Source organism: Rhizobium sp. SYY.PMSO (assembly GCF_046840415.1).
Lineage (GTDB): Bacteria > Pseudomonadota > Alphaproteobacteria > Rhizobiales > Rhizobiaceae > Rhizobium.
On sequence record NZ_CP177351.1, the window covers coordinates 112,979 to 132,099 of the forward strand.

The 19,121-nt window shown below is 62.5% G+C and carries 17 protein-coding genes; 8 read left to right on the top strand and 9 right to left on the bottom strand.

Annotated elements, in window-relative coordinates; all coding sequences use genetic code 11:
* Positions 1-67: 67 nt before the first annotated feature.
* Positions 68-1,096, top strand: coding sequence for a trans-3-hydroxy-L-proline dehydratase (locus tag ACJJVH_RS27320; protein WP_412066664.1), 1,029 nt, complete (start codon positions 68-70; stop codon positions 1,094-1,096).
* Between the two features lie 282 nt (positions 1,097-1,378).
* Here the strand turns inward: ACJJVH_RS27320 and ACJJVH_RS27325 are convergent, their stop codons facing one another.
* On the bottom strand, positions 1,379-1,972 hold the full coding sequence (locus ACJJVH_RS27325) for a LuxR C-terminal-related transcriptional regulator (protein ID WP_412066665.1): 594 nt from the start codon (positions 1,970-1,972) through the stop codon (positions 1,379-1,381).
* A 76-nt stretch (positions 1,973-2,048) separates the two neighbouring features.
* Here ACJJVH_RS27325 and ACJJVH_RS27330 point away from each other — a divergent pair, with 76 nt between their 5' ends.
* Together ACJJVH_RS27330 and ACJJVH_RS27335 are read left to right on the top strand one after the other, a co-directional pair.
* Complete coding sequence (locus ACJJVH_RS27330) at positions 2,049-2,762, top strand: CoA transferase subunit A (protein WP_112795010.1); 714 nt, start codon at positions 2,049-2,051, stop codon at positions 2,760-2,762.
* The gene (locus ACJJVH_RS27335) at positions 2,762-3,415 is read left to right on the top strand and encodes a CoA transferase subunit B (protein ID WP_112795011.1); all 654 of its coding nucleotides are present in this window, start codon (positions 2,762-2,764) and stop codon (positions 3,413-3,415) included. Before ACJJVH_RS27330 ends, ACJJVH_RS27335 begins: the two co-directional genes overlap by 1 nt.
* 192 nt (positions 3,416-3,607) lie before the next feature.
* On the opposite strand, the gene ACJJVH_RS27340 is transcribed toward ACJJVH_RS27335, so the two are convergent.
* A complete protein-coding gene (locus ACJJVH_RS27340; RefSeq protein ID WP_113358728.1) occupies positions 3,608-4,297 on the bottom strand; it encodes a CBS domain-containing protein in 690 nt (229 codons plus the stop codon).
* Between the two features lie 322 nt (positions 4,298-4,619).
* Positions 4,620-5,345 carry a response regulator gene (locus ACJJVH_RS27345; RefSeq protein WP_113358724.1) on the bottom strand — a complete coding sequence of 242 codons (726 nt, stop codon included), beginning with the start codon at positions 5,343-5,345 and terminating at the stop codon, positions 4,620-4,622.
* 134 nt (positions 5,346-5,479) lie between these two features.
* Between ACJJVH_RS27345 and ACJJVH_RS27350 the strand changes: the two genes are divergently transcribed.
* Together ACJJVH_RS27350 and ACJJVH_RS27355 are read left to right on the top strand one after the other, a co-directional pair.
* Positions 5,480-6,229, top strand: a complete 750-nt coding sequence (locus ACJJVH_RS27350; protein WP_412066666.1) for a Crp/Fnr family transcriptional regulator — start codon at positions 5,480-5,482, stop codon at positions 6,227-6,229.
* Positions 6,230-6,247: 18 nt separating this feature from the next.
* Complete coding sequence (locus tag ACJJVH_RS27355) at positions 6,248-8,170, top strand: PAS domain-containing sensor histidine kinase (protein ID WP_113422282.1); 1,923 nt, start codon at positions 6,248-6,250, stop codon at positions 8,168-8,170.
* A gap of 135 nt (positions 8,171-8,305) precedes the next feature.
* On the opposite strand, the gene hemN is transcribed toward ACJJVH_RS27355, so the two are convergent.
* From hemN to ACJJVH_RS27370, 3 genes are read right to left on the bottom strand one after another with little or no spacing between them, the layout of a single operon-like run.
* On the bottom strand, positions 8,306-9,652 hold the full coding sequence (hemN, locus tag ACJJVH_RS27360; RefSeq protein ID WP_412066667.1) for an oxygen-independent coproporphyrinogen III oxidase: 1,347 nt from the start codon (positions 9,650-9,652) through the stop codon (positions 8,306-8,308).
* Positions 9,649-11,247, bottom strand: a complete 1,599-nt coding sequence (locus ACJJVH_RS27365) for an ATP-binding cassette domain-containing protein (RefSeq protein ID WP_412066668.1) — start codon at positions 11,245-11,247, stop codon at positions 9,649-9,651. The genes hemN and ACJJVH_RS27365 overlap by 4 nt, the downstream gene beginning before the upstream one ends.
* The gene (locus ACJJVH_RS27370) at positions 11,244-12,845 is read right to left on the bottom strand and encodes an ABC transporter transmembrane domain-containing protein (protein WP_412066669.1); all 1,602 of its coding nucleotides are present in this window, start codon (positions 12,843-12,845) and stop codon (positions 11,244-11,246) included. The genes ACJJVH_RS27365 and ACJJVH_RS27370 overlap by 4 nt, the downstream gene beginning before the upstream one ends.
* Before the next feature lie 101 nt (positions 12,846-12,946).
* On the opposite strand from ACJJVH_RS27370, the gene ACJJVH_RS27375 reads away from it, so the two are divergent.
* Genes ACJJVH_RS27375 through cydX form a run of 3 tightly spaced genes read left to right on the top strand, consistent with a single transcriptional unit; the run spans position 12,947 to position 15,860 of the window.
* Positions 12,947-14,530, top strand: a complete 1,584-nt coding sequence (locus tag ACJJVH_RS27375; RefSeq protein WP_112795020.1) for a cytochrome ubiquinol oxidase subunit I — start codon at positions 12,947-12,949, stop codon at positions 14,528-14,530.
* 23 nt (positions 14,531-14,553) lie between these two features.
* Positions 14,554-15,708, top strand: a complete 1,155-nt coding sequence (cydB, locus tag ACJJVH_RS27380) for a cytochrome d ubiquinol oxidase subunit II (protein WP_112795021.1) — start codon at positions 14,554-14,556, stop codon at positions 15,706-15,708.
* A gap of 20 nt (positions 15,709-15,728) precedes the next feature.
* Positions 15,729-15,860 carry a cytochrome bd-I oxidase subunit CydX gene (gene cydX / locus ACJJVH_RS27385; protein ID WP_112795022.1) on the top strand — a complete coding sequence of 44 codons (132 nt, stop codon included), beginning with the start codon at positions 15,729-15,731 and terminating at the stop codon, positions 15,858-15,860.
* A gap of 89 nt (positions 15,861-15,949) precedes the next feature.
* Here the strand turns inward: cydX and ACJJVH_RS27390 are convergent, their stop codons facing one another.
* The 3 genes from ACJJVH_RS27390 to ACJJVH_RS27400 all read right to left on the bottom strand — a co-directional run bounded on the left by ACJJVH_RS27390 (position 15,950) and on the right by ACJJVH_RS27400 (position 19,120).
* Entirely contained in the window at positions 15,950-16,534 is a 585-nt protein-coding gene (locus ACJJVH_RS27390) for an IMPACT family protein (protein WP_412066670.1), read from the bottom strand.
* A 274-nt stretch (positions 16,535-16,808) separates the two neighbouring features.
* On the bottom strand, positions 16,809-18,020 hold the full coding sequence (locus ACJJVH_RS27395; protein WP_412066671.1) for an MFS transporter: 1,212 nt from the start codon (positions 18,018-18,020) through the stop codon (positions 16,809-16,811).
* Positions 18,017-19,120, bottom strand: a complete 1,104-nt coding sequence (locus tag ACJJVH_RS27400) for a flavin monoamine oxidase family protein (protein WP_412066672.1) — start codon at positions 19,118-19,120, stop codon at positions 18,017-18,019. Before ACJJVH_RS27400 ends, ACJJVH_RS27395 begins: the two co-directional genes overlap by 4 nt.
* Position 19,121 lies beyond the last annotated feature (1 nt).

The following is a 19,121-nucleotide window of genomic DNA, read 5'->3' on the forward strand; positions in this document are numbered from 1 at the left end:
TTGGTCGCGCCGTCTGACTTCCTTTGCAATCCTCAGTCACTTCCGGTCTTCAATACGCAGGTCAATTATGCGCACATCGAAAGTCGTCCATGTCGTGAGCTGTCACGCCGAAGGAGAGGTCGGCGACGTGATTGTCGGCGGGGTGGCGCCCCCGCCGGGAGCGACGATCTGGGAGCAGTCGCGCTGGATCGCCAAGGACGAATCCTTGAGGAACTTCGTTCTCAACGAGCCGCGCGGCGGTGTCTTCCGCCATGTGAACCTGCTTGTCCCGCCCAAGAATCCAAAAGCGCAGATGGCCTGGATCATCATGGAGCCAGCCGATACGCCGCCCATGTCCGGATCGAACTCGATCTGCGTATCGACCGTTCTGCTCGACACCGGCATCATTCCCATGCAGGAACCGATCACCCGCATGGTCCTGGAAGCGCCGGGCGGCCTCATCGAAGTGGAAGCCGAATGCCGCAACGGCAAGGCCGAGCGCATTCATGTGCGCAACGTACCGTCCTTCGCCGACAGGCTCGATGCGAAGCTGGAGGTCGAGGGTGTCGGCACGATCACGGTCGATACCGCCTATGGCGGAGACAGTTTCGTGCTGGTGGATGCCGCGTCGCTCGGCCTCAGCCTCACACCGGATCAGGCGCGCGACATAGCCCGCCTCGGCGTGAAAATCACCGAGGCCGCCAACGAACAGCTCGGCTTCCGCCATCCCGTCAACGACTGGAACCACATTTCCTTCTGCCAGATCACGGATCCGGTCCAGATGAAGGACGGCATCCTCTGGGGAAAGAACGCCGTCGCCATTCGCCCCGGCAAGATCGACCGCTCGCCGACCGGCACCGGATGCTCGGCGCGCATGGCGGTTCTTCATGCAAGGCGGCAGATGAAGGTCGGCGACCGGTTCGTCGGAACTTCGCTCATCGACACCGAATTCCACTGCAGCATCGACGGCGCCGTCGATCTTAACGGCAAATCCGCGATCAGCCCGATCATATCAGGCCGTGCCTGGATCGTCGGCACGCATCAGCTGATGGTCGACCCTGACGATCCTTTCCCTGCCGGATACAGGCTGTCGGACACCTGGCCGATGGACCTCTGACACGGAAGCGGCCCATCGCAACCGAAGGCGTACGATTCTGCAGGGGTTCATTTCGTTGATGACGGTCCGGTTCCCGCTGGGGACGCTGGGCCATCAGCTGGATGCATTCACGCGCCGCGCGCCGTGCGACCATGTCGATCCGGAAACCATTCCCTACCTTCTCGCCCATACCGGTCCAGTCGGAGAGCTGAAGCGGCTGGAGGGCCGAGCAAGCGCATCCTTGCCGTTCACGGGGTCGAAGATCAGGCTATATGGGCGACAGGTGGCCAGGGTGTTTCCTGTTCACTCGGATGTTGGCGAATGGACGAACCATGACGTCAGCTGTGCGGAATTGATGCAGCCGGTGATCTTCATGAGGCGGGCGCGGTGGGATTCCACGGTTCTGACCGAAAGCTTCAGTTCCTCGGCGATGCGCATGTTGGTTTTTCCCTGCGAGACCAGCGTCAGGATCTGATGCTGGCGTTCCGTCAAAGCGTGTTGCGGGCTGGTGGTCGGGCGGTTGAGCCTCTGGAAGCAATATAGCGCGTGGGCGAACGGATCGCTGTGCTGAAAGCTCTTGCCCGTGACCTGACACCAGAATCGCTGGCCCGTCACCGACATCATGATACGTTCGTCATAGTAGCTGCGGCTTCCCGGCAGGTGTTCGAGCCACATTTTGCCCGTGCGGATGAAATCCGAAATTTTGGGATAGAGAACGGCGAAGCTCTTGTCGGCCAGATCGGCACGCTCATAGCCGAAAAGCTCGGCAAAGGCATCGTTGCAATCGCGAATGATCCGGTGCGTCGCATAGACCATCGGCACGGGAATTTCATTCAGCGAAAAACGCAGGCCCGCTGCCATATCGGGGATTTCGATCGAACCAGCATGTCGTGTCATGCCGTATAAATACGGCTAACAGGCCTTGCCGTTCAAGCCGTACCTTTCCTCTCGAAACGAATGCGCGGGAGGAAGCATGCGAAAAGTCTACAGTGATGCGACGACGGCCCTGGCGGGGCTGCTCAGGGACGGAATGACCATTATGGCGGGCGGTTTCGGGCTGTGCGGCATTCCCGAAGCCCTGATCGAGGCGGTGCGCCTGTCGGGTGCCCGGGGCTTGACGGTGATTTCCAACAATGCCGGTATCGATGGCGTGGGTCTGGGACGCCTGCTGGAGACACGCCAGGTCGACAAGATGATCTCGTCCTATGTCGGCGAAAATGCGCTTTTCGCGCAGCAGTATCTGGCGAAGGAACTGGAGATCGAATTCAATCCGCAAGGCACGCTCGCCGAGCGGATCCGGGCCGGCGGCGCCGGCATCCCCGCCTTTTACACGCGCACCGGCGTTGGAACGCAGATCGCCGAAGGCAAGGACGTGCGGGAGTTCGGCGGTGAAAGCTACATCATGGAGATGGCGCTCGTCGCCGATCTTGCCCTTGTGCATGCCTACCTCGGCGATACCGACGGAAATCTCGCCTATCGCAAGACGGCGCGCAATTTCAATCCGGTCATGGCCACTGCCGCGCGCGCGACCGTCGCTGAAGTCGAGCGGCTGGTCGAACCGGGCGATATCGATCCCGACAATGTCCACACGCCGGGCATCTACGTTTCGCGCCTCATCGAGGTCAAGGACATGCGGAAGCGGATCGAAAAACGAACCGTTCTGCCGCGGCGGGAGGAGGCAGTCTGATGGCCTGGACACGGGACGAAATGGCGGCAAGGGCCGCGCGGGAATTGCGGGACGGGTTCTACGTCAATCTCGGGATCGGCATCCCGACCCTGGTGGCGAACTATATTCCGGCCGGGGTCCACGTTACCCTCCAAAGCGAGAACGGCATGCTCGGCATGGGACCCTTCCCCTTCGAAGGAGAGGAGGATGCCGATCTCATCAATGCCGGCAAGCAGACGATCAGCGCCCTGCCGGGCACCAGCTTCTTCTCGAGCGCGGACAGCTTTGCCATGATCCGCGGCGGACATATCGATCTTTCCGTCCTCGGCGCGATGCAGGTGGCTCAAAACGGCGACCTCGCCAACTGGATGATCCCCGGCAAGATGGTCAAGGGCATGGGTGGCGCCATGGATCTCGTTGCCGGCGTCAAGCGGGTCGTGGTCGTCATGGAGCATGAGGCGCGGGGTGAATCCAAGGTGCTGAAGCGCTGCAGCCTGCCATTGACCGGCAGCCGCGTCGTCGAACTGCTGATCACCGATCTCGCGGTTTTCACGCTGGCGACGCGAGGCGAGGAAATCATGACCCTCGTGGAACTCGCACCCGGCGTGACCGTCGACGAGGTGCGCGCCCGCACGGAAGCGCAGTTCCGCGTTGCGCGAGAATTGTGCCCATGATGGATCGGGGCATGCACGGACGGTAAACCGAACCGCCTTCCGGAGAAGCGATCCTGCCTCGCCCGATATGCAGCGGCGATATCGAGGAGAACACACGATATCGCAGCATCGATGCCATGGCTGGTATCGGGCGAGGCCGGACAGGCGCCGCCGTGGGGTTAGGCGTCACCCTGTCGCTGGGAACGGTTGCGTTCAGATCATGCCGATATAGGGATCGATGTAGACGAGATTGTCGAATACGGCGCGCACGCCGGGGACGTTTTCTGCGGCGACCTTTGCGGCCAGGCGCTCCCGCTCATCCAATATGCTGCCGGAAAGTTCGGCAACGCCGTCGGTGACTTTCACGCGGATGGAGCCGCTTCGGCTCCAGCTTTGCCCCGAAAGCTCGTTTATGATCGCGGCTTCGATCTCCTGATCCTTGCTGTCGGCCGTCCGGGTCGGAAGAAGTTTGGTGAGCGCTTTCAGAAGATCGGATCGGGAGACGATGCCGACCAGCTTGTCGCGGGAGACGACGGGAAGGCGTTTGATGTGGTGTTTTTCCATCAGTTCGACCACATCCTGCAAGGTCGTCGCAGACGTTACCGAGACGACAGTGGAAGACATGACGTCTTCGACCGTGCGGCCGTGGGTCGAAACATACTCATTCGCGAGCTTGCCGGGGCTGGTGAGAAGCTCGAGCAGCCAGGAGCGCTTGCGTTCGGTATTGAGTTCGGTCCGTCTGATCAGATCGCCTTCGCTGACGATGCCGACGAGTCTGCCGGCGGCATCCACGACGGGAAGGCCGCTGATATGATTGTCGAGCATGGTCTTTGCGGCATCCGCGATGGGCGTTTCGGGGCGGACGGCTATTGCGGGTGATGTCATGATCGCATGAACAAGCATGTAGAGCGCACTCCTCTTGGATAAATCCATGCCACTTGGTTCAGCATGTTGGCGACAGGATAGAGGCCCGGCAGCTTTTCACTTTGATCACGATCAAGGATGCGGGCGGCGTGCTCTCAATTTTGCCGGATCCTGCTCGTGCCAATCCGGGCTCGATCTGCCGTCGCCTGATGCATATCGTCATCGATACGACCCATCCGGCGGCCGTGGCGGAGAGATGGCCTTTTCGGCCTTCGCCGGAAAGACGAGCGGTTGCGTGCAGGCTCATCCTTGCGCAGCCGCCGCGATCGCGGACCGATCGGCAGGCCGCGGCAGAGGTTGATCAATCCAGCTTTCCGGTGAAGACATAGCCGACGCCGCGCACCGCCTTGATGAATTGCGGCTTTTTCGGATCCGTCTCGATCTTGCGGCGCAGCCGCACGATCTGGGCGTCGATCGTGCGGTCGAACGCTTCCAGGTCGCGTCCTCTCGTGAGATCCATCAACACTTCGCGCGTCAGCACTCTTCCGGCATTGCGCACGAGAGCCGTCAGCATCTCGAACTCCCCGGTCGTCAGTCCGATGTCCTGTCCCCGGGGATCGAGCACCTGACGCCGGCTGATGTTCAGCTGCCATCCCTCGAAGCGGATGATCTCCTCCGCGCCGGGTTCCGAATTCCGGACAGGGGCCTGGCGTCGACGCAGGATCGACTTGAGGCGGGCATGGACTTCGCGAAGGTGGAAAGGCTTGGCGATATAGTCGTCCGCGCCGATTTCCAGCCCGACGATGCGATCGACCACGTCGTCGCGGCCGGTCAGCATCATGATCGGCACGTCCGAGGTGGCGCGAATCTCGCGGGCGAGATCAAGCCCGTCCGTGCCGCCCGGCAGGACAAGGTCGAGAAGAATGGCGTCGAAGCTCTGCTGGCGCAGGCGCGAGCGCATTTCGTTTCCGTCCGCTGCCGAGGAGACCGTGTAGCCTTCGTCCTCGAAATAGCGGGTCAACATCTGGCGAATGCGAGGATCGTCGTCGACGACGAGGATGCGCGCTTCGTGCTGGAGTGCCGCCATCGTCGATCCGGTCAATGTATCAAGCCGCCATTGTTACAGACTGTTACCAAACAGCACCGTCTTTAACACGCACGGCATGCTGGTGTCACCAGCGACGGGTCATCTGTCGTCATCGACGACACAGGGGATTGGTCATGCTGCAGGCGAACAACGTTCATCATCTCAGGGAAGTCACCAGCGCAGCGCTCCTCGGCGCCGAGCCGAATTGTGTGCAAGCGCTTTTCCGAAAGCAGCCTGTCGAACACTTCGCCGCCGGCCAGACGCTGTTCTTCGAAGGCGATATGGCAAAACATCTCTTCGAGGTCGTCGAAGGCAGCCTGCGTATCTTCAAGATCACCTCGGACGGCCGGCGTGTGATCACCGGTTTCCAGCATGGCGGCGATATCGTCGGCATCTCTTTGAAAAGCCGCTATTTGTATGGCGCCGAAGCGATCGTCGATACCCGGATACGCCGCTTCTCGCGCAAGGCCTTCGATGCCGAGGTCGCCTGCTCTCCCGAACTGCGGCAAGAGGTCTTCGCGCGTGTTTGCGACGAGATGGCGGCGGCTCAGGACCAGATGGTGCTTCTGTCGTGCAAGAGCGCCGAGGAGCGGGTCTGCACGTTTCTTCTGAAGCGGATACCGCGTGAGCCGGGCGCTCGCGCATACAATGCCGTTGTCGACCTGCCGATGACACGGCTCGACATTGCCGATTATCTCGGCCTCACCATCGAAACCGTCTCGCGGACGATGACGAAGCTTGCGCAGAAGGGGATTATCTGTCCGGCGGGTCGCCATGCCGTCCGGATCATGAAATACGGGCTGCTTGTCCAGCTTTCCGGTGATGGCGAATATTATGGCGACGAGCGTGGCCAGATCGCTTACGCTGGAGCCAATCGCCACTGATCGCAATGAAGAAGGCCTATGAACAGCAAAAATGCCGCAGATGTGTCAACCGAAAGCAAATTGGATGACATCGTGCATCTGCTCGAGGGGGTCAACCTTATCGTACATGACTTCGATGGGGTGATCGTCCGATGGACCGATGGCTGCGAAGCCCTCTATGGCTGGTCGCGGACGGAGGCCGTGGGAAAGGTTGTTCAGGAGCTTTTGTCGACGCAATTTCCGGCGCCGCTCGAAAATATCCGGGAGGCGGTCCGGCGGGATGGAGCGTGGGAAGGAGAGGTGGTGCACCGGGCCAAGGACGGGCGGACGCTTTTCGTCGCCACGCGCTGGGCTCTCGTCACCCCGGCTGCCGGCGGCACGACGTTGATCATACAGACGAATAACGATGTGAGCGATATGAAGAGAGCTCAAGATGATCTTGCAGAGCGGGAGGCGCATCTGCGCTCGATCCTCGACACCGTGCCGGAGTCGATGATCGTCATCGACGAGGCCGGCACGATTTCCTCCTTCAGCGCCGCGGCGCAAAAGCTGTTCGGCTATACGACTGCGGAAGTTTGCGGAAAGAACGTGAAGATGCTGATGCCGCAGCCCGATCGCGATGCGCATGATGGCTATATCTCGCGCTATTTGACGACGGGCGAGCGGCGCATCATCGGTTACGGTCGCGTCGTGACGGGACGGCGCAAGGACGGTTCGGTATTCCCCATGGAGCTTTCCGTCGGGGAGGCGGTGACGAAGGGCAAGCGGATCTTTACCGGCTTCATCCGGGATCTGACGAGCCGTCACAAGATCGAGGAAGAGCTGCGCCAGGCCCAGAAGATGGAAGCCATCGGGCAACTTACCGGCGGATTGGCCCATGATTTCAACAATCTGCTGACGGTGATCAGCGGCAATCTCGAAATGATCGAGGGCAAATTGCAGGATGAAAAGCTCCGGCCATTGCTGCGCGAGGCGCAGGATGCCGCCGAGGATGGCGCCAAGCTGACCGGACAGTTGCTCGCCTTCGGCCGCCGCCAGCCGCTCAATGCGAAGCTCGCCGATATCGGCCAGCTCGTCTCCGGCTTTTCCGATCTCCTCCGGCGCACGCTCGGCGAGGCGATCGAGTTCCGCACGATCGTTTCCGGTGCGGCGAACAGGGCCTTGGTCGACGCCTCCCAATTGCAGAATGCGCTGCTCAATCTCGTTCTCAATGCGCGCGATGCCATGCCGCGCGGCGGTAGGCTTTCGATCGAGATTTCGCGCGTCCAGCTCGACGTCGATTATGCGCAGATGTATCCGCAGGTTCGCACCGGCGATTTCGTCCTGATCGCGGTGACGGATACGGGCCAGGGCATGTCGGCGGACATCAAGCAGCGTGCCTTCGAGCCTTTCTTCACGACCAAGGGCGTCGGTTCCGGTACGGGGCTCGGCCTGTCGATGGTCTATGGTTTCGCCAAGCAGTCGGGCGGTCACGTTCAGCTCTACAGCGAGATAGGACAGGGAACGAGCGTGCGCATCTTCCTGCCTGCCGCGCAGAAAGAGAATGCCGGGGCCGCCGACCGGCAGCCGGAGGAGCACGCTCAGCCCGGCATTCCTGGCGGCTCGGAGAAAATTCTCGTCGTCGAGGACGATCCACGCGTGCGGCGCGTTGCCGTTTCGCGGCTGCTCGATGCAGGATATCAGGTCGTCGAGGCGGCCAATGGCAGGGACGCACTCGACCGGCTGGATGAAAATCCCGATGTCGCGCTGTTGTTTACCGATATCGTCATGCCCGGCGGCATGACGGGTGACGAGCTTGCAAACACCGTCCGGGCATTGCGGCCGAAGGTCAAAATCCTCTTCACGTCCGGCTACGCGGAGCCCACGATTGCCGGTCGGGAACTTGCTCTTTCGGGAACCTGGCTGAAGAAGCCTTACACGGCGCGCGAACTGGCACAGCGGCTGCGCGAACTTCTCGATTAGGGCCTTCCCGCTTTTTCCGGAGCGGTTCCCCCTTTCGCGGAATCGCTGAACCGCTCTATCTCTTTGTTTTTACGCATTTGCCAGCGTACGGCATCGCTGCCGATGCCGTACGCGCAGGTGCCGGTATTGAAGATGTCATATGGCGGCCGAGTGACGCGCCTTGCGCGAACTCAAATAGCTGTCGAAGTGCGCCGCGATCGACCTTGCGAACAGGTGACTGTCGGCGCCGATGGCAAAGCGATCCCCGTTAGAGGCGAAGTGGGGCGACGTCTGCGCCAGCAGAGCCGCTTCGTGCAGAATCGCTTCCGCCCCGGCGCCGAACCGGCCGTGCAATGCGGTAACGGAAAAGCCGAAATCGCACATGAGGCGTTCGATCACCCAACCGCGCATGCGGTCCTCATCGGAAAGCGAAAGGCCACGCACGACGGCAAGGCCACCGGCTTCGATCAGACGCCCGTAGGCGGCGGTCGAAGGCATGTTCTGGGCGTAGCCCTGACGAAAGCGGCTGATCGAGGACGGTCCGAGGCCGATCAGGGTTTCGCAGCGCTCGTCGGTATAGCCTTGAAAATTCCTCGTCAGCCGCCCCTCGCGCGCGGCTGCGGCAAGACTATCGGCCGGAAGGGCGAAATGATCGATGCCTATCGGCAGATAGCCGGCTTCGCAGATGAGCCTGGCCGCGCCCTGCGCCTGCTCCAGCCGCGCGTCGGGGCCAGGCAGCGCGGCTTCATCGATCATGGTCTGGTGTTTCTTGAACCACGGCACATGCGCGTAGCCGAAGATCGCCACGCGATCCGGCCGCAACGACAGCGACAGCTCGATGGTCCTGTCCAAGGTCGCGAGCGTCTGGAAGGGCAGGCCATACAGAAGGTCCAAATTGACGGAGCCGACGCCTCGCCCTCTCAAGCCTTCCACGACCTCGCGCGTCGTCTCGAAACTCTGCTTGCGGTTGATGGCATTTTGAACGCGGCGGTCGAAATCCTGGATGCCGAGACTTGCGCGCGTGGTTCCGACTTCGGCCAGGGCATCCAGCCGCGCCTCATCCATGTCGTTGGGATCGATTTCAATGCTCACGCTCGCGTCGGCCGCAATCGTGAAGCTCTCGCGCAGCCGTCTGAACAGGCTTTGCATGTCCTTGGGCCTGAGCATGGTCGGGGAACCTCCGCCGAGGTGGATCGCGCGTACGATGCCCCGTCCCGCCAGCCGCCGTCCGACCATCGCGATCTCGCGGTAAAGCATCGCAAGATAGTCGGCGACGGGCGCATAGCGAAGAGTCTGCTTCGTATGGCATGCGCAGAACCAGCATAGCCGGTCGCAGTAAGGGATGTGCAGATAAAGCGATATGGCCTCGTCTGCCGGAACCGCGTCGATCCAGCCGGAGACCGTTTCAGGCGTCACGCCGTCGTGGAAATGCGGCGCCGTCGGATAGCTGGTGTAGCGCGGGACATTGGCGTCGATCAGGCGGTGAGTGGGGACGGCTGTCATGCGGAGAGTTCCAGGATCGTGCTGTTGCGGACCAGAAGCGGGCGGTGGGTGGACATGACGACGATACGGTCGCTGAGGTGCGCGGCAAGGCGCGTCAGGATTCGCTGGCCCTGCGCCGCGTCGAGATGTTCCGTCGGCTCGTCGAGCAGCACGATCGGCGTATGAGCAAGGAACGCGCGAGCCAGGTTGAGCCGCTGTGCCTCGCCGAGCGAGAGCATATCCTGCCTGATCCACGCATCGAGACCGCCGGCGGCCCGTATTCGTTCACCGAGCTCGACTGCCTCCAGCGCATGCCACATCGCCGCGTCGTTGCCTTCAGGCTCGAACAGATTGGCCCGCACGGTGTCGTCCAGAATTGCCGCGTCGTGCAGGACCAGGGTCGACAAGCTATGCCGCTCCTGTGCCGTGAGGCTTGCGTTCCCAGTATCGAACCGGTCTTCGCCGATCCAGCCGGCAACCTGTTTCAGCAGGCTCGTCTTGCCGGTGCCGCTCGTCCCGACAAGGACTGTCGGCGCACCGGCCCGCAGGCGAAGATCGACCGGATCGTCGCCGATCGGCGTGCCGGAGGGCGAAAGCCGCCTGATATGCCGACATTGCAGCTCGCGCGGCATTCCGGACGATGCCGCGCGTGGCGTCGGTGCTTCCTGATCCCCGGTCCAGCGGCCGACATCCGCGGCGGCGGCATTCTTGCGCAGCATGGCAACCAGAATTCGCGATGCGCCGTTCATGGTCTCGCCCAGCGCCAGCCACGCGAATGCGAGAGCGAGCGGAATAAGCAGCACCTCGCCACGGTCGCCGGCCCACCATGCCGCCGCAACGACGCATGCTCCCGCCAGCGGCCCGAAGAGAGAAGCAAGCCCATCGAACCCGGATTGCAGACGGCGCAAGGCGCGGGTCTCGATATCCGCATGGGAAAGCGCATTCATGGCCGCCTCACATTCTTCGGACCAGACGCGCTCCGCTTTCAGGGCAACGGCCGATGCCATGGCGCTCCCCATCCGCCCGGCCCCCTCCCGCCGGTACGTTCTGCCCTGCGACCAGGCCGCCGCGCCGTCTCGTGCCAGTCGGCGACCGGCAAAGGCGCCGAACGCCAGCATGGATAGGATCGGCAGCAAAGACAGGGGGGCGACGATGGCGGAGCACGAAAGCAGCCCGGCAAGGCCGATGGCGATCGTCAGCGAGGGCAGGCGAGCGCGCAGATGCGCATATTCGATATCCTCGACATCATCCAGATAGTCGGCAAGCCGCGCCTCGTCGCCCAGCTGCCAACCGGCCTTGCGAATGGAAGGTGCGGCGGCCATGGCAGCGAAAAGGCCGACCCGATGCGATACCTGATCGGCAAGGGCTGCCTTGTGACCCAGAAGCCGCTCGCCGTAGCGTGCCGCCGTGCGGCCGATGGCGAACAACCGGATGAACGCGGCCGGAACGTGGAAATTGAACGTCGCAGCCGCGGCGGTCAGGCCCGCCGTCGCCACGGCGCCCAGAAACCAGGCGGACACGCCGCCAAGCAGGATGCCGCAGAAAAGCGCACAGCAGCCAAGCAGGGCAGTCAACCGCCAGGTCTTTCGGCTTTCGGAAACGGGCTTGCTCATCATGCCGCCACCTCGAAGGTTCCGTCATTGCTCAGGTCGATCGTCACTCGGCTAGCGGCGGCAAGTTCCCTGTCATGGGTTGCCACGACGACGAGATGCGAATGTGCCATCCCGACGAGCGCTTTCCGGACAAGGCCGGCGGTGCCGGCGTCGAGCTTCGCTGTCGGTTCGTCCGCGATCACCGTCCGTCCGGCGAGAAGCGCGCGGGCGACCGATATGCGAAGCTTCTGCCCGCCCGAAAGATTGCCGCCGCCGCGGGTGAGCAGGGCATCGAGGCCGCCGGGAAGGAGCGCATCATCCAGCAGGCCCACCGCATTCGCCGCCTCGCGCAGTTTCTCGCGAGGCTGCGGCGGGAGCTTCCAGGCGATCGCCTCGGCAAGGGTTCCCTCGGGGATATGGCTATCGGTCGAAACCCAGACGACATCTGTGAGTTCGGGCTGAGCCGATGCGGCCTGCTCGATGCCTGCAAGCTGGCGCAACAGGGTCGACTTGCCGCAGCCGCTCGGTCCGACGACGGCGACGAGACCGTGCTCGGGCAATGGCGGGAGTGGCCGGTCGAGCGCCGCGATAGCCAATCTTTCCGGCGCGTCGACATCGAGCAGGCGGTCGAGGGCCGCCGCCGCGGCAAGGCCTTCGGCTTTGGCGTGGTACTGCTCCGAAAAGCGGCGGAAGGGGGCAAAATAATCCGGTGCGATCATGAGGATGAAAAGGCTCTGCCAGAGTTCCAGGTTGGAGAAACCGGGAATCATCATCAATTTGAGATGCCCGAGGCCGAGAAACACGGCGAGCAGGGCGATCGACAGCGAGGCGAAGAAATCGATGATGCCGGCATTTATGAACGCAATGCCGAGAACCCCCATCGTTTCGCGCGCATAGGCTTCCAGCCGGCCGGAAAGCTTGGCCTCCTCGCTGGAAAGCGCGTGGTTGGCAAGGATGGTCGGCAATGCGCGAATACGGTCGGCGAACTGGCCGGCGAGACGGCCAAAGGCGCGCTCCTGCGCGGTTGCCCGACTGCGGATAATGTCGCCCACCAACGCGAAGAACAGGATCATGACAGGCGTCAGACAGATGACCAGAATTGCCGCCTGCCATGAAACGAGAAAAAGCGCGGCTGCGGCGGCCAGCGGGCCGGCTGCCATCATCGTCGAGGCCGCGCGGTGCCCGATAACCAGCGATGCCATGGCTTCCGGGTGCCGTTGCATGGCCACGACCAGGGTCCCCACGGGCAATTGCTTCAGCTGCCGTGGCGGCATGGCGTTCAGTCGCGCGGAGGCGGCCTCGCGCAAGCGGATCGCGACATCCGCCTCCGCGGCGGCCTGGGCCCTGTCGGCAAGGAAGCCGGCGATCGCCGCGCCGGCAAGCAGAACGAGCCCGAGCGATATCAAACGCGGATCGACGGGATCGTTCATTACGAGCTTGCCGGCGGCCACGGCCGCCGCCGCCATGAAGCCGAGCCGCAGGACCATGCGGATCATCTGGATTGCGAGCACATGGCGCAAGCTGCCTTTGGCCAGCCCTTGTGCGAAGGCGAGCGCGCGAAACTTGGCGGCGCCCGCGTGATTGCATTCAGGATTTGCTGTCGATGCCTTGTCGTCTGTCATGCCGCTCTTTTGGCATCGTTCCTTGTCGCTCCCGTTGATCTAAATCAACTCGCGAAGGGATTTGCGGCGTTAACAGAGGTCGATCAAGAAAGGATGTTTCCATGTTCGACCCCCTCCTTGTCGACTTATCCCGGCTTCAATTTGCCTTGACGGCGCTTTACCACTTCCTTTTCGTACCCCTGACGCTCGGCCTTTCCATCATGATCGCCATGATGGAGACAGTCTATGTCATGACGCGGCGAACCATCTGGCGCGACATGACCAAGTTCTGGGGCGTGCTCTTCGGCATCAATTTCGCGCTCGGCGTCGCCACCGGCATAACGATGGAGTTCCAGTTCGGCATGAACTGGGCCTACTACTCCCACTATGTCGGCGACGTCTTCGGCGCTCCGCTGGCGATCGAGGGCCTGATGGCCTTCTTTCTGGAGGCGACCTTCGTCGGCCTGTTCTTCTTCGGCTGGGATCGCCTTTCTGCGCGCGCCCACATGATCGTGACCTGGCTGATGGCGCTCGGCACGAACTTCTCGGCCCTTTGGATCCTGATCGCCAATGGCTGGATGCAGAATCCGGTCGGCTCGGCCTTCAATCCCGACACCATGCGCATGGAAGTCACCGACTTCATGGCCGTTCTGTTCAATCCCGTCGCCCAGGCGAAATTCGTGCATACCGTTTCCGCCGGTTATGTATGCGGCGCGGTTTTCGTTCTCGGCGTCTCGGCGTGGTATCTGCTGCGAAACCGTCATGTCGCGCTTGCGAAGCGTTCTTTCGTAATCGCTGCGGCGTTCGGCGTCGCCTCGGCGCTCTCGGTCATCGTGCTGGGGGACGAGAGCGGCTACGCCCTGACCGATAACCAGAAGATGAAGCTCGCCGCCATCGAGGCCATGTGGGAAACGGAACCCGCACCGGCATCCTTCACGGCTTTCGGAATACCGAGCCTTGCAGACCGCAAGACGCATTATGCCGTCCATATCCCCTGGATCATGGGCCTGATCGGCACCCGTTCGATCGACAAGGAAATTCCCGGCATCGACCAGCTGGTGGCAAGAGCCGAGGAGCGCATACGCAATGGCCTGGGTGCCTACGATGCGCTGGAAAAGCTGAAGGTGAACCAGGCCGACGCCGCCGCGCGCTCCGTATTCGAGGCAAAGTCGCAGGATCTCGGCTATGCCCTGCTTCTGAAGCAATTCGTCGCGGACCCCCGTACGGCAAGCGATCAGCAGATCAAGGATGCCGCCTGGTCGTCCGTGCCGCAGGTTCCGTGGCTGTTCTTCTCGTTCCGTATCATGGTGGCCTGCGGCTTTGCCCTGCTCGTCCTATTTGTCACGTCGCTCTGGTACACGATGCGGGAAAAAGGTGCTCCGCGCTGGCTGTTCAGCCTGGCAGTGCTTGCCATGCCGTTGCCGTGGATTGCCATCGAGCTCGGATGGTTCGTCGCCGAGTTCGGTCGCCAGCCCTGGATCATCGACGGCGTCTTGCCGACCTTCCTCGCGACTTCGGAACTCGGCGTCTACAACCTTCTCCTGAGCATTGCGGGCTTCACGCTGGTCTATGGCGTGCTTGCCGTCATCGAGGTGCGGCTGATGCTCGCCGCGATCCGCAAGGGGCCGGACATCGCCGACATGATCACCGGCCGGCGGCCCGTTCCGGGCAGCGAGGCGGAACCGGCACTGCAGCCAGGCGAATAGCCAGTAATTGAAGGACCAATTCAATGATCGAATTTCTATTCAGCTATGAAACGCTGCGCATTACCTGGTGGCTCCTGCTCGGCGTGCTGCTCATCGGATTTGCCGTCATGGACGGCTTCGACATGGGCGTCGGAACCCTGTTGCCCTTCGTCGCGAAGACGGACCTCGAGCGCCGCGTCGCCATCAACACGGTGGGGCCGGTCTGGGAGGGCAACCAGGTCTGGTTCATTCTGGGCGGCGGCGCCATTTTCGCAGCCTGGCCGGCGCTCTACGCGCTCAGCTTTTCAGGCTTCTACCTTGCGATGTTCCTGGTGCTGCTTGCCCTCATCCTGCGGCCGGTCGCCTTCAAGTACCGCTCGAAAAAGCCGGAGAAAGCCTGGCGTACGCGCTGGGACTGGGCACTTTTCATCGGTGGCGCGGTTCCCTCGCTGATCTTCGGCGTTGCCGTCGGCAACGCGCTTCAGGGCGTGCCGTTCCATCTGACCTCGGACCTGCGGCCGATCTACGAGGGCACGCTGTTCGGCTTGCTCAATCCATTGGCGCTCTACTGCGGCCTGGTCTCCCTCTCGATGCTCGTCATGCACGGTGCGGCGTGGCTCGCCTTCAAGGCCGAAGGTATTGTCGCCGAACGCGCGAAGGCGGTCGGGTCGAAGGCAGCCATCCTCACCGGCCTGCTGTTTGCCGGTGGCGGCGGGCTGGTCTGGCTCGGGCTGCTCGGCGGCTATCGGATCACCTCGGCCATCAAATGGGACGGCCCATCCAATCCGCTGCTGAAGAGTGTCGCCAGGGACGGCGGCGCGTGGCTTGCCAATTTCCAGGCCCATCCGGTTCTCTGGCTGGTCCCCGCCCTCGGTATCGCCGGCCCGTTCTTCGTGGCATTGGGCTTCCGCACGCGCCGCGAGGGCCTGACCTTCATCGCGTCGAAGCTCTCGGTCGCCATGATCATCGCGACGGTCGGTCTTGCGATGTTCCCGGTCATCCTGCCGTCGATCACCAATCCATCGCATTCGCTGACCGTGTTCGACGCCTCCTCCAGCCGCGCGACGCTGCGCAACATGCTGCTGGCGACCGTCTTCTTCATGCCGATCATTCTTCTCTACACCGCCTGGGTCTACCGGGTTCTGTGGGGCAAGGTGAGCGAGAAGAGCATCGAGAAGGCCGGGCATTCGGCTTACTGAACAAGGAAAGGAGAGATTACATGTGGTATTTTGCCTGGGTTCTCGGGCTTGGTCTGGCGGCTTCCGTCGGCGTTCTCAATGCCCTTTGGTACGAGCTTCGCGTTCTGCGCGATGAGCCGGCCGACGAAGGCGTGTCCCTGCCGACGCCGTGAATTGCGTGGCTTCACCCACACGGCATGGCCGGAACCTGCGGGTTTCGGCCATGCATCCGCATCCAGCCTGCGCAAGTATCAGAACGCGCCTATTCCAGCGTCACGGTTGACCGGCCACTTGTCAGGTCCAGAATGCTGCCGACGACATCGTCGGCGATCGATGAGACGATCGTGACGTCGAGGATGGCTCCGGAGCCCGTGAAACGCTCGCCGCGGATCTCGACGCCCTCCTGTGCCGAGAGACGCGCCTTCAGCTTTGCAAGGTCGGAAAACTGCACATCGATTGCCGCCGCTATGGTCGGAAAGACTTTTCGTTTTTCCGCGGTCTGAAGGCAGATTGCGGCGGTGCCGCCATATGCGCGGATCAAGCCGCCGCTTCCCAGCAGCGTGCCGCCGAACCAGCGCGTCACCACCACCGCCACCATGTCCAGCTCGCAACCGTCGATGGCCTGGAGGATCGGCTTGCCGGCAGTTCCGCTCGGCTCGCCGTCGTCGCTGAACCGGTAGCTCTGGCCGATGCGCCAGGCCCAGCAATTGTGATTGGCTTCGATGTCCGAGTGCCGCGCGACAAATTCCTTTGCGGCTTCGATGTCCGCGACCGGACCGGCCGTTGCCAGGAACCGGCTTCGCTTGATGTCCTGGCTGGCGGTCGTCATCGATACGAGTGCGAACATGGCAGTCTCTTGGCTGGTTGCGCTGAGGCGCCTGCGATGTCTCTTACCGCAGCCTTGGGGTCGACTTCAATGGCTGCAAGACGCTCGAACCCGACCGCATGCATGCCGCCCGTTCCAGCGCTGGTACGGATCGTCATGACATCTGTTGCGGCAATGACCGTTCCGGTGGCGATCGTGCCAGTGCCGCGTCTTCGTGTCTCCTGCTTATCGTAGCGATCGAGCGGGCGCTGAAGAGGAGGAAACTCTCGACCACTGGTCTGTATTCGAGAGCGGTTCAGGCTGCCGGCAGCGGCCGCGCCGCTCGCCAGACCAAGGGTACCAACACCAATGCCACTGCGGGGAGAACGATCCAGTTGATCGTTTCCCATCCGGAACTATGCAGCAGGGAGCCTGAGAAGAAGGATGCGCAAGCGACAGTTCCGAACACCAGGAAGTCGTTGGCACCCTGAACCTTGCTGCGTTCAGCAGGCGTGTGGCAATCACCCACCATTGCGGTCGCCCCAATGAACCCGAAGTTCCAGCCGACACCGAGGAGGATCAACGAGATCCAGAAATGCTTTAAGTCGACGCCCGAAAGCGCGACCGCTGCCGAGCAGCCGATCAGGAGCAGCCCGGTCGCCGCAACGCGCTCCTTGCCAAAGCGGATCATGAGGCGTCCCGTGACGAAGGACGGTCCGTACATGGCCAGAATGTGCCACTGAATTCCCAATGCGGCCTGATCGATTGAATGGCCGTGGCCGACCATCGCCACCGGCGAGGCCGTCATGACGAAGGTCATCAGACCGTACGACACCACGCCCGTGGCGATTGCCAACAGATACCGCGCAGATGTCAGGATCTCGATAAGGGGGCGTTCGCCCGTATCCACACCGCCGTTCGATTTCCGAGTCGATGGCGGGCGGAGGAACCACAGCACGGGAAACGCGAGGGCGGCAAGCATGGCTTGACTGATGAAACTGCCCGCAAACGCCGTTCCGGGAACCGCGTCCCTGGTCCAGATGACAAGTTGCGGTCCGATAATAGCGGCGACAAGCCCTCCTACCATGACGCGGGCGATCGCCTTCTGTCCCTGCGCACCGCTCGCATTGTCCGCTGCCGCGAAACGGTAGCTCTGGACGTATGACGAATAAAAGCCCGCCATGCATGTGCCGAGGCAGAACACAATGAAGCTCGATAGCAGAATGCCCGACGCGGCGATCAGGCCGGAGATCATGCCGATCGTTGCCCCGAACAAATATCCGCTTCGGCGTCCGAACCGTCTCATGATGTAGGCCGCCGGCAGGGTTCCGAGCGCGAGGCCGAGATTCAGCAGGCTGACGGGCAGCGTGATGAGATCGGGGTCGGGAGACAGATGCTGCCCGACAAGACCGCCAAGCGAGATCACGATCGGAGCGTTGGCGCCGCCGAAGGCCTGGGCAATGGTCAGAATCCAGGCGTTGCGCCTGGCGACGCTCGGATCTGCTGTGGGCTGGACTGCGACGTTCATGGCTTTTTCAGATGCGAGAGGATTCGAGCCGCTGCGCGGTTGGCGGCTTCGACGGCGCCGGCCAGATATCCGGGTTCCGTGTCGCTGGTCTCGCTTCCGGCGAGAATGAGACGGTCGTCCCACTGTGCGGAAACCCAGTCGGGACTTCCGGGAGCTGGGTGATCTCCGCCGGTCGCGTCGGCTGCGGTCGCCGTCAGAGGGTCTGCCGCCCAATCCTTCAGCAGCGTTGCCCGCGGGCTGAGCGCCTCGGGACCGAAAAACCTGCCCAACTGCTTTACGCATGCCTGCTTCAGAAGGTCTTCGCCGAGAGAGGCGCGCTGCTCGGCGCCAAATCCAAGGAAGCCGAATAAGGCTGCTTTTCCGGAAGACGTCGTCGCATCATGGATTTCGACCATCGGGCCGACCATGCTCTGGGCGGTTCCGGCCAGTCCGTCCGCTCTCCAGAATGGCCTGTCGTAGACGGCGAAGAACTTCGCGTGCGGCGCCATCCATGTGGGCGTGTTGCGCCACCGCGCCGCTATCGCCGGATCCTGTGGGGGTGCAAAGCTCACGGTCGCTTCCAGAAGTCTTGGCGGCAGAGCCGCGACTACATATGATGCGGGCAGGGTGGCGCTACCGCCGCCGTCAGTCTGTATCGTCAGCTCGACTCCGGTTTCCGACAGCGTGATGGCAGTCACCTTCGTTCGAAGAAGGATGCGGTCCCCCGGAAGCTTGCCTGCCAATGCCCGAACCGCGGCTCCGGTGCCGCCTGCGATCCGCATGGACTGCTGGTTTTCCATTGTTGGAGAGTAACGCTGCGGCTGCTCCCGGGACATTCGTTCAAAGACGATGTCCCCCGTGCTGTTTTGCGCGAAGGACTGAAGCGAAAGGTCCTCCGCGAGCGACGCCATCGCCGGCTGCATGTTCGGCCAGAACCACGAGGGACCCAGATCGAAACCGTCGTCGGATGGCGCTCCCTCTTCGTCCGTTGTCAGAATCCGTCCGCCCAGACGATCGCGGGCCTCGATCACGACCACGTCGATGCCTGAAGCGTGGAGGGCTTGAGCCGCGCAGAGGCCCGCAAGCCCTCCGCCGACGACGGCGACCTTGTAACCATCCATC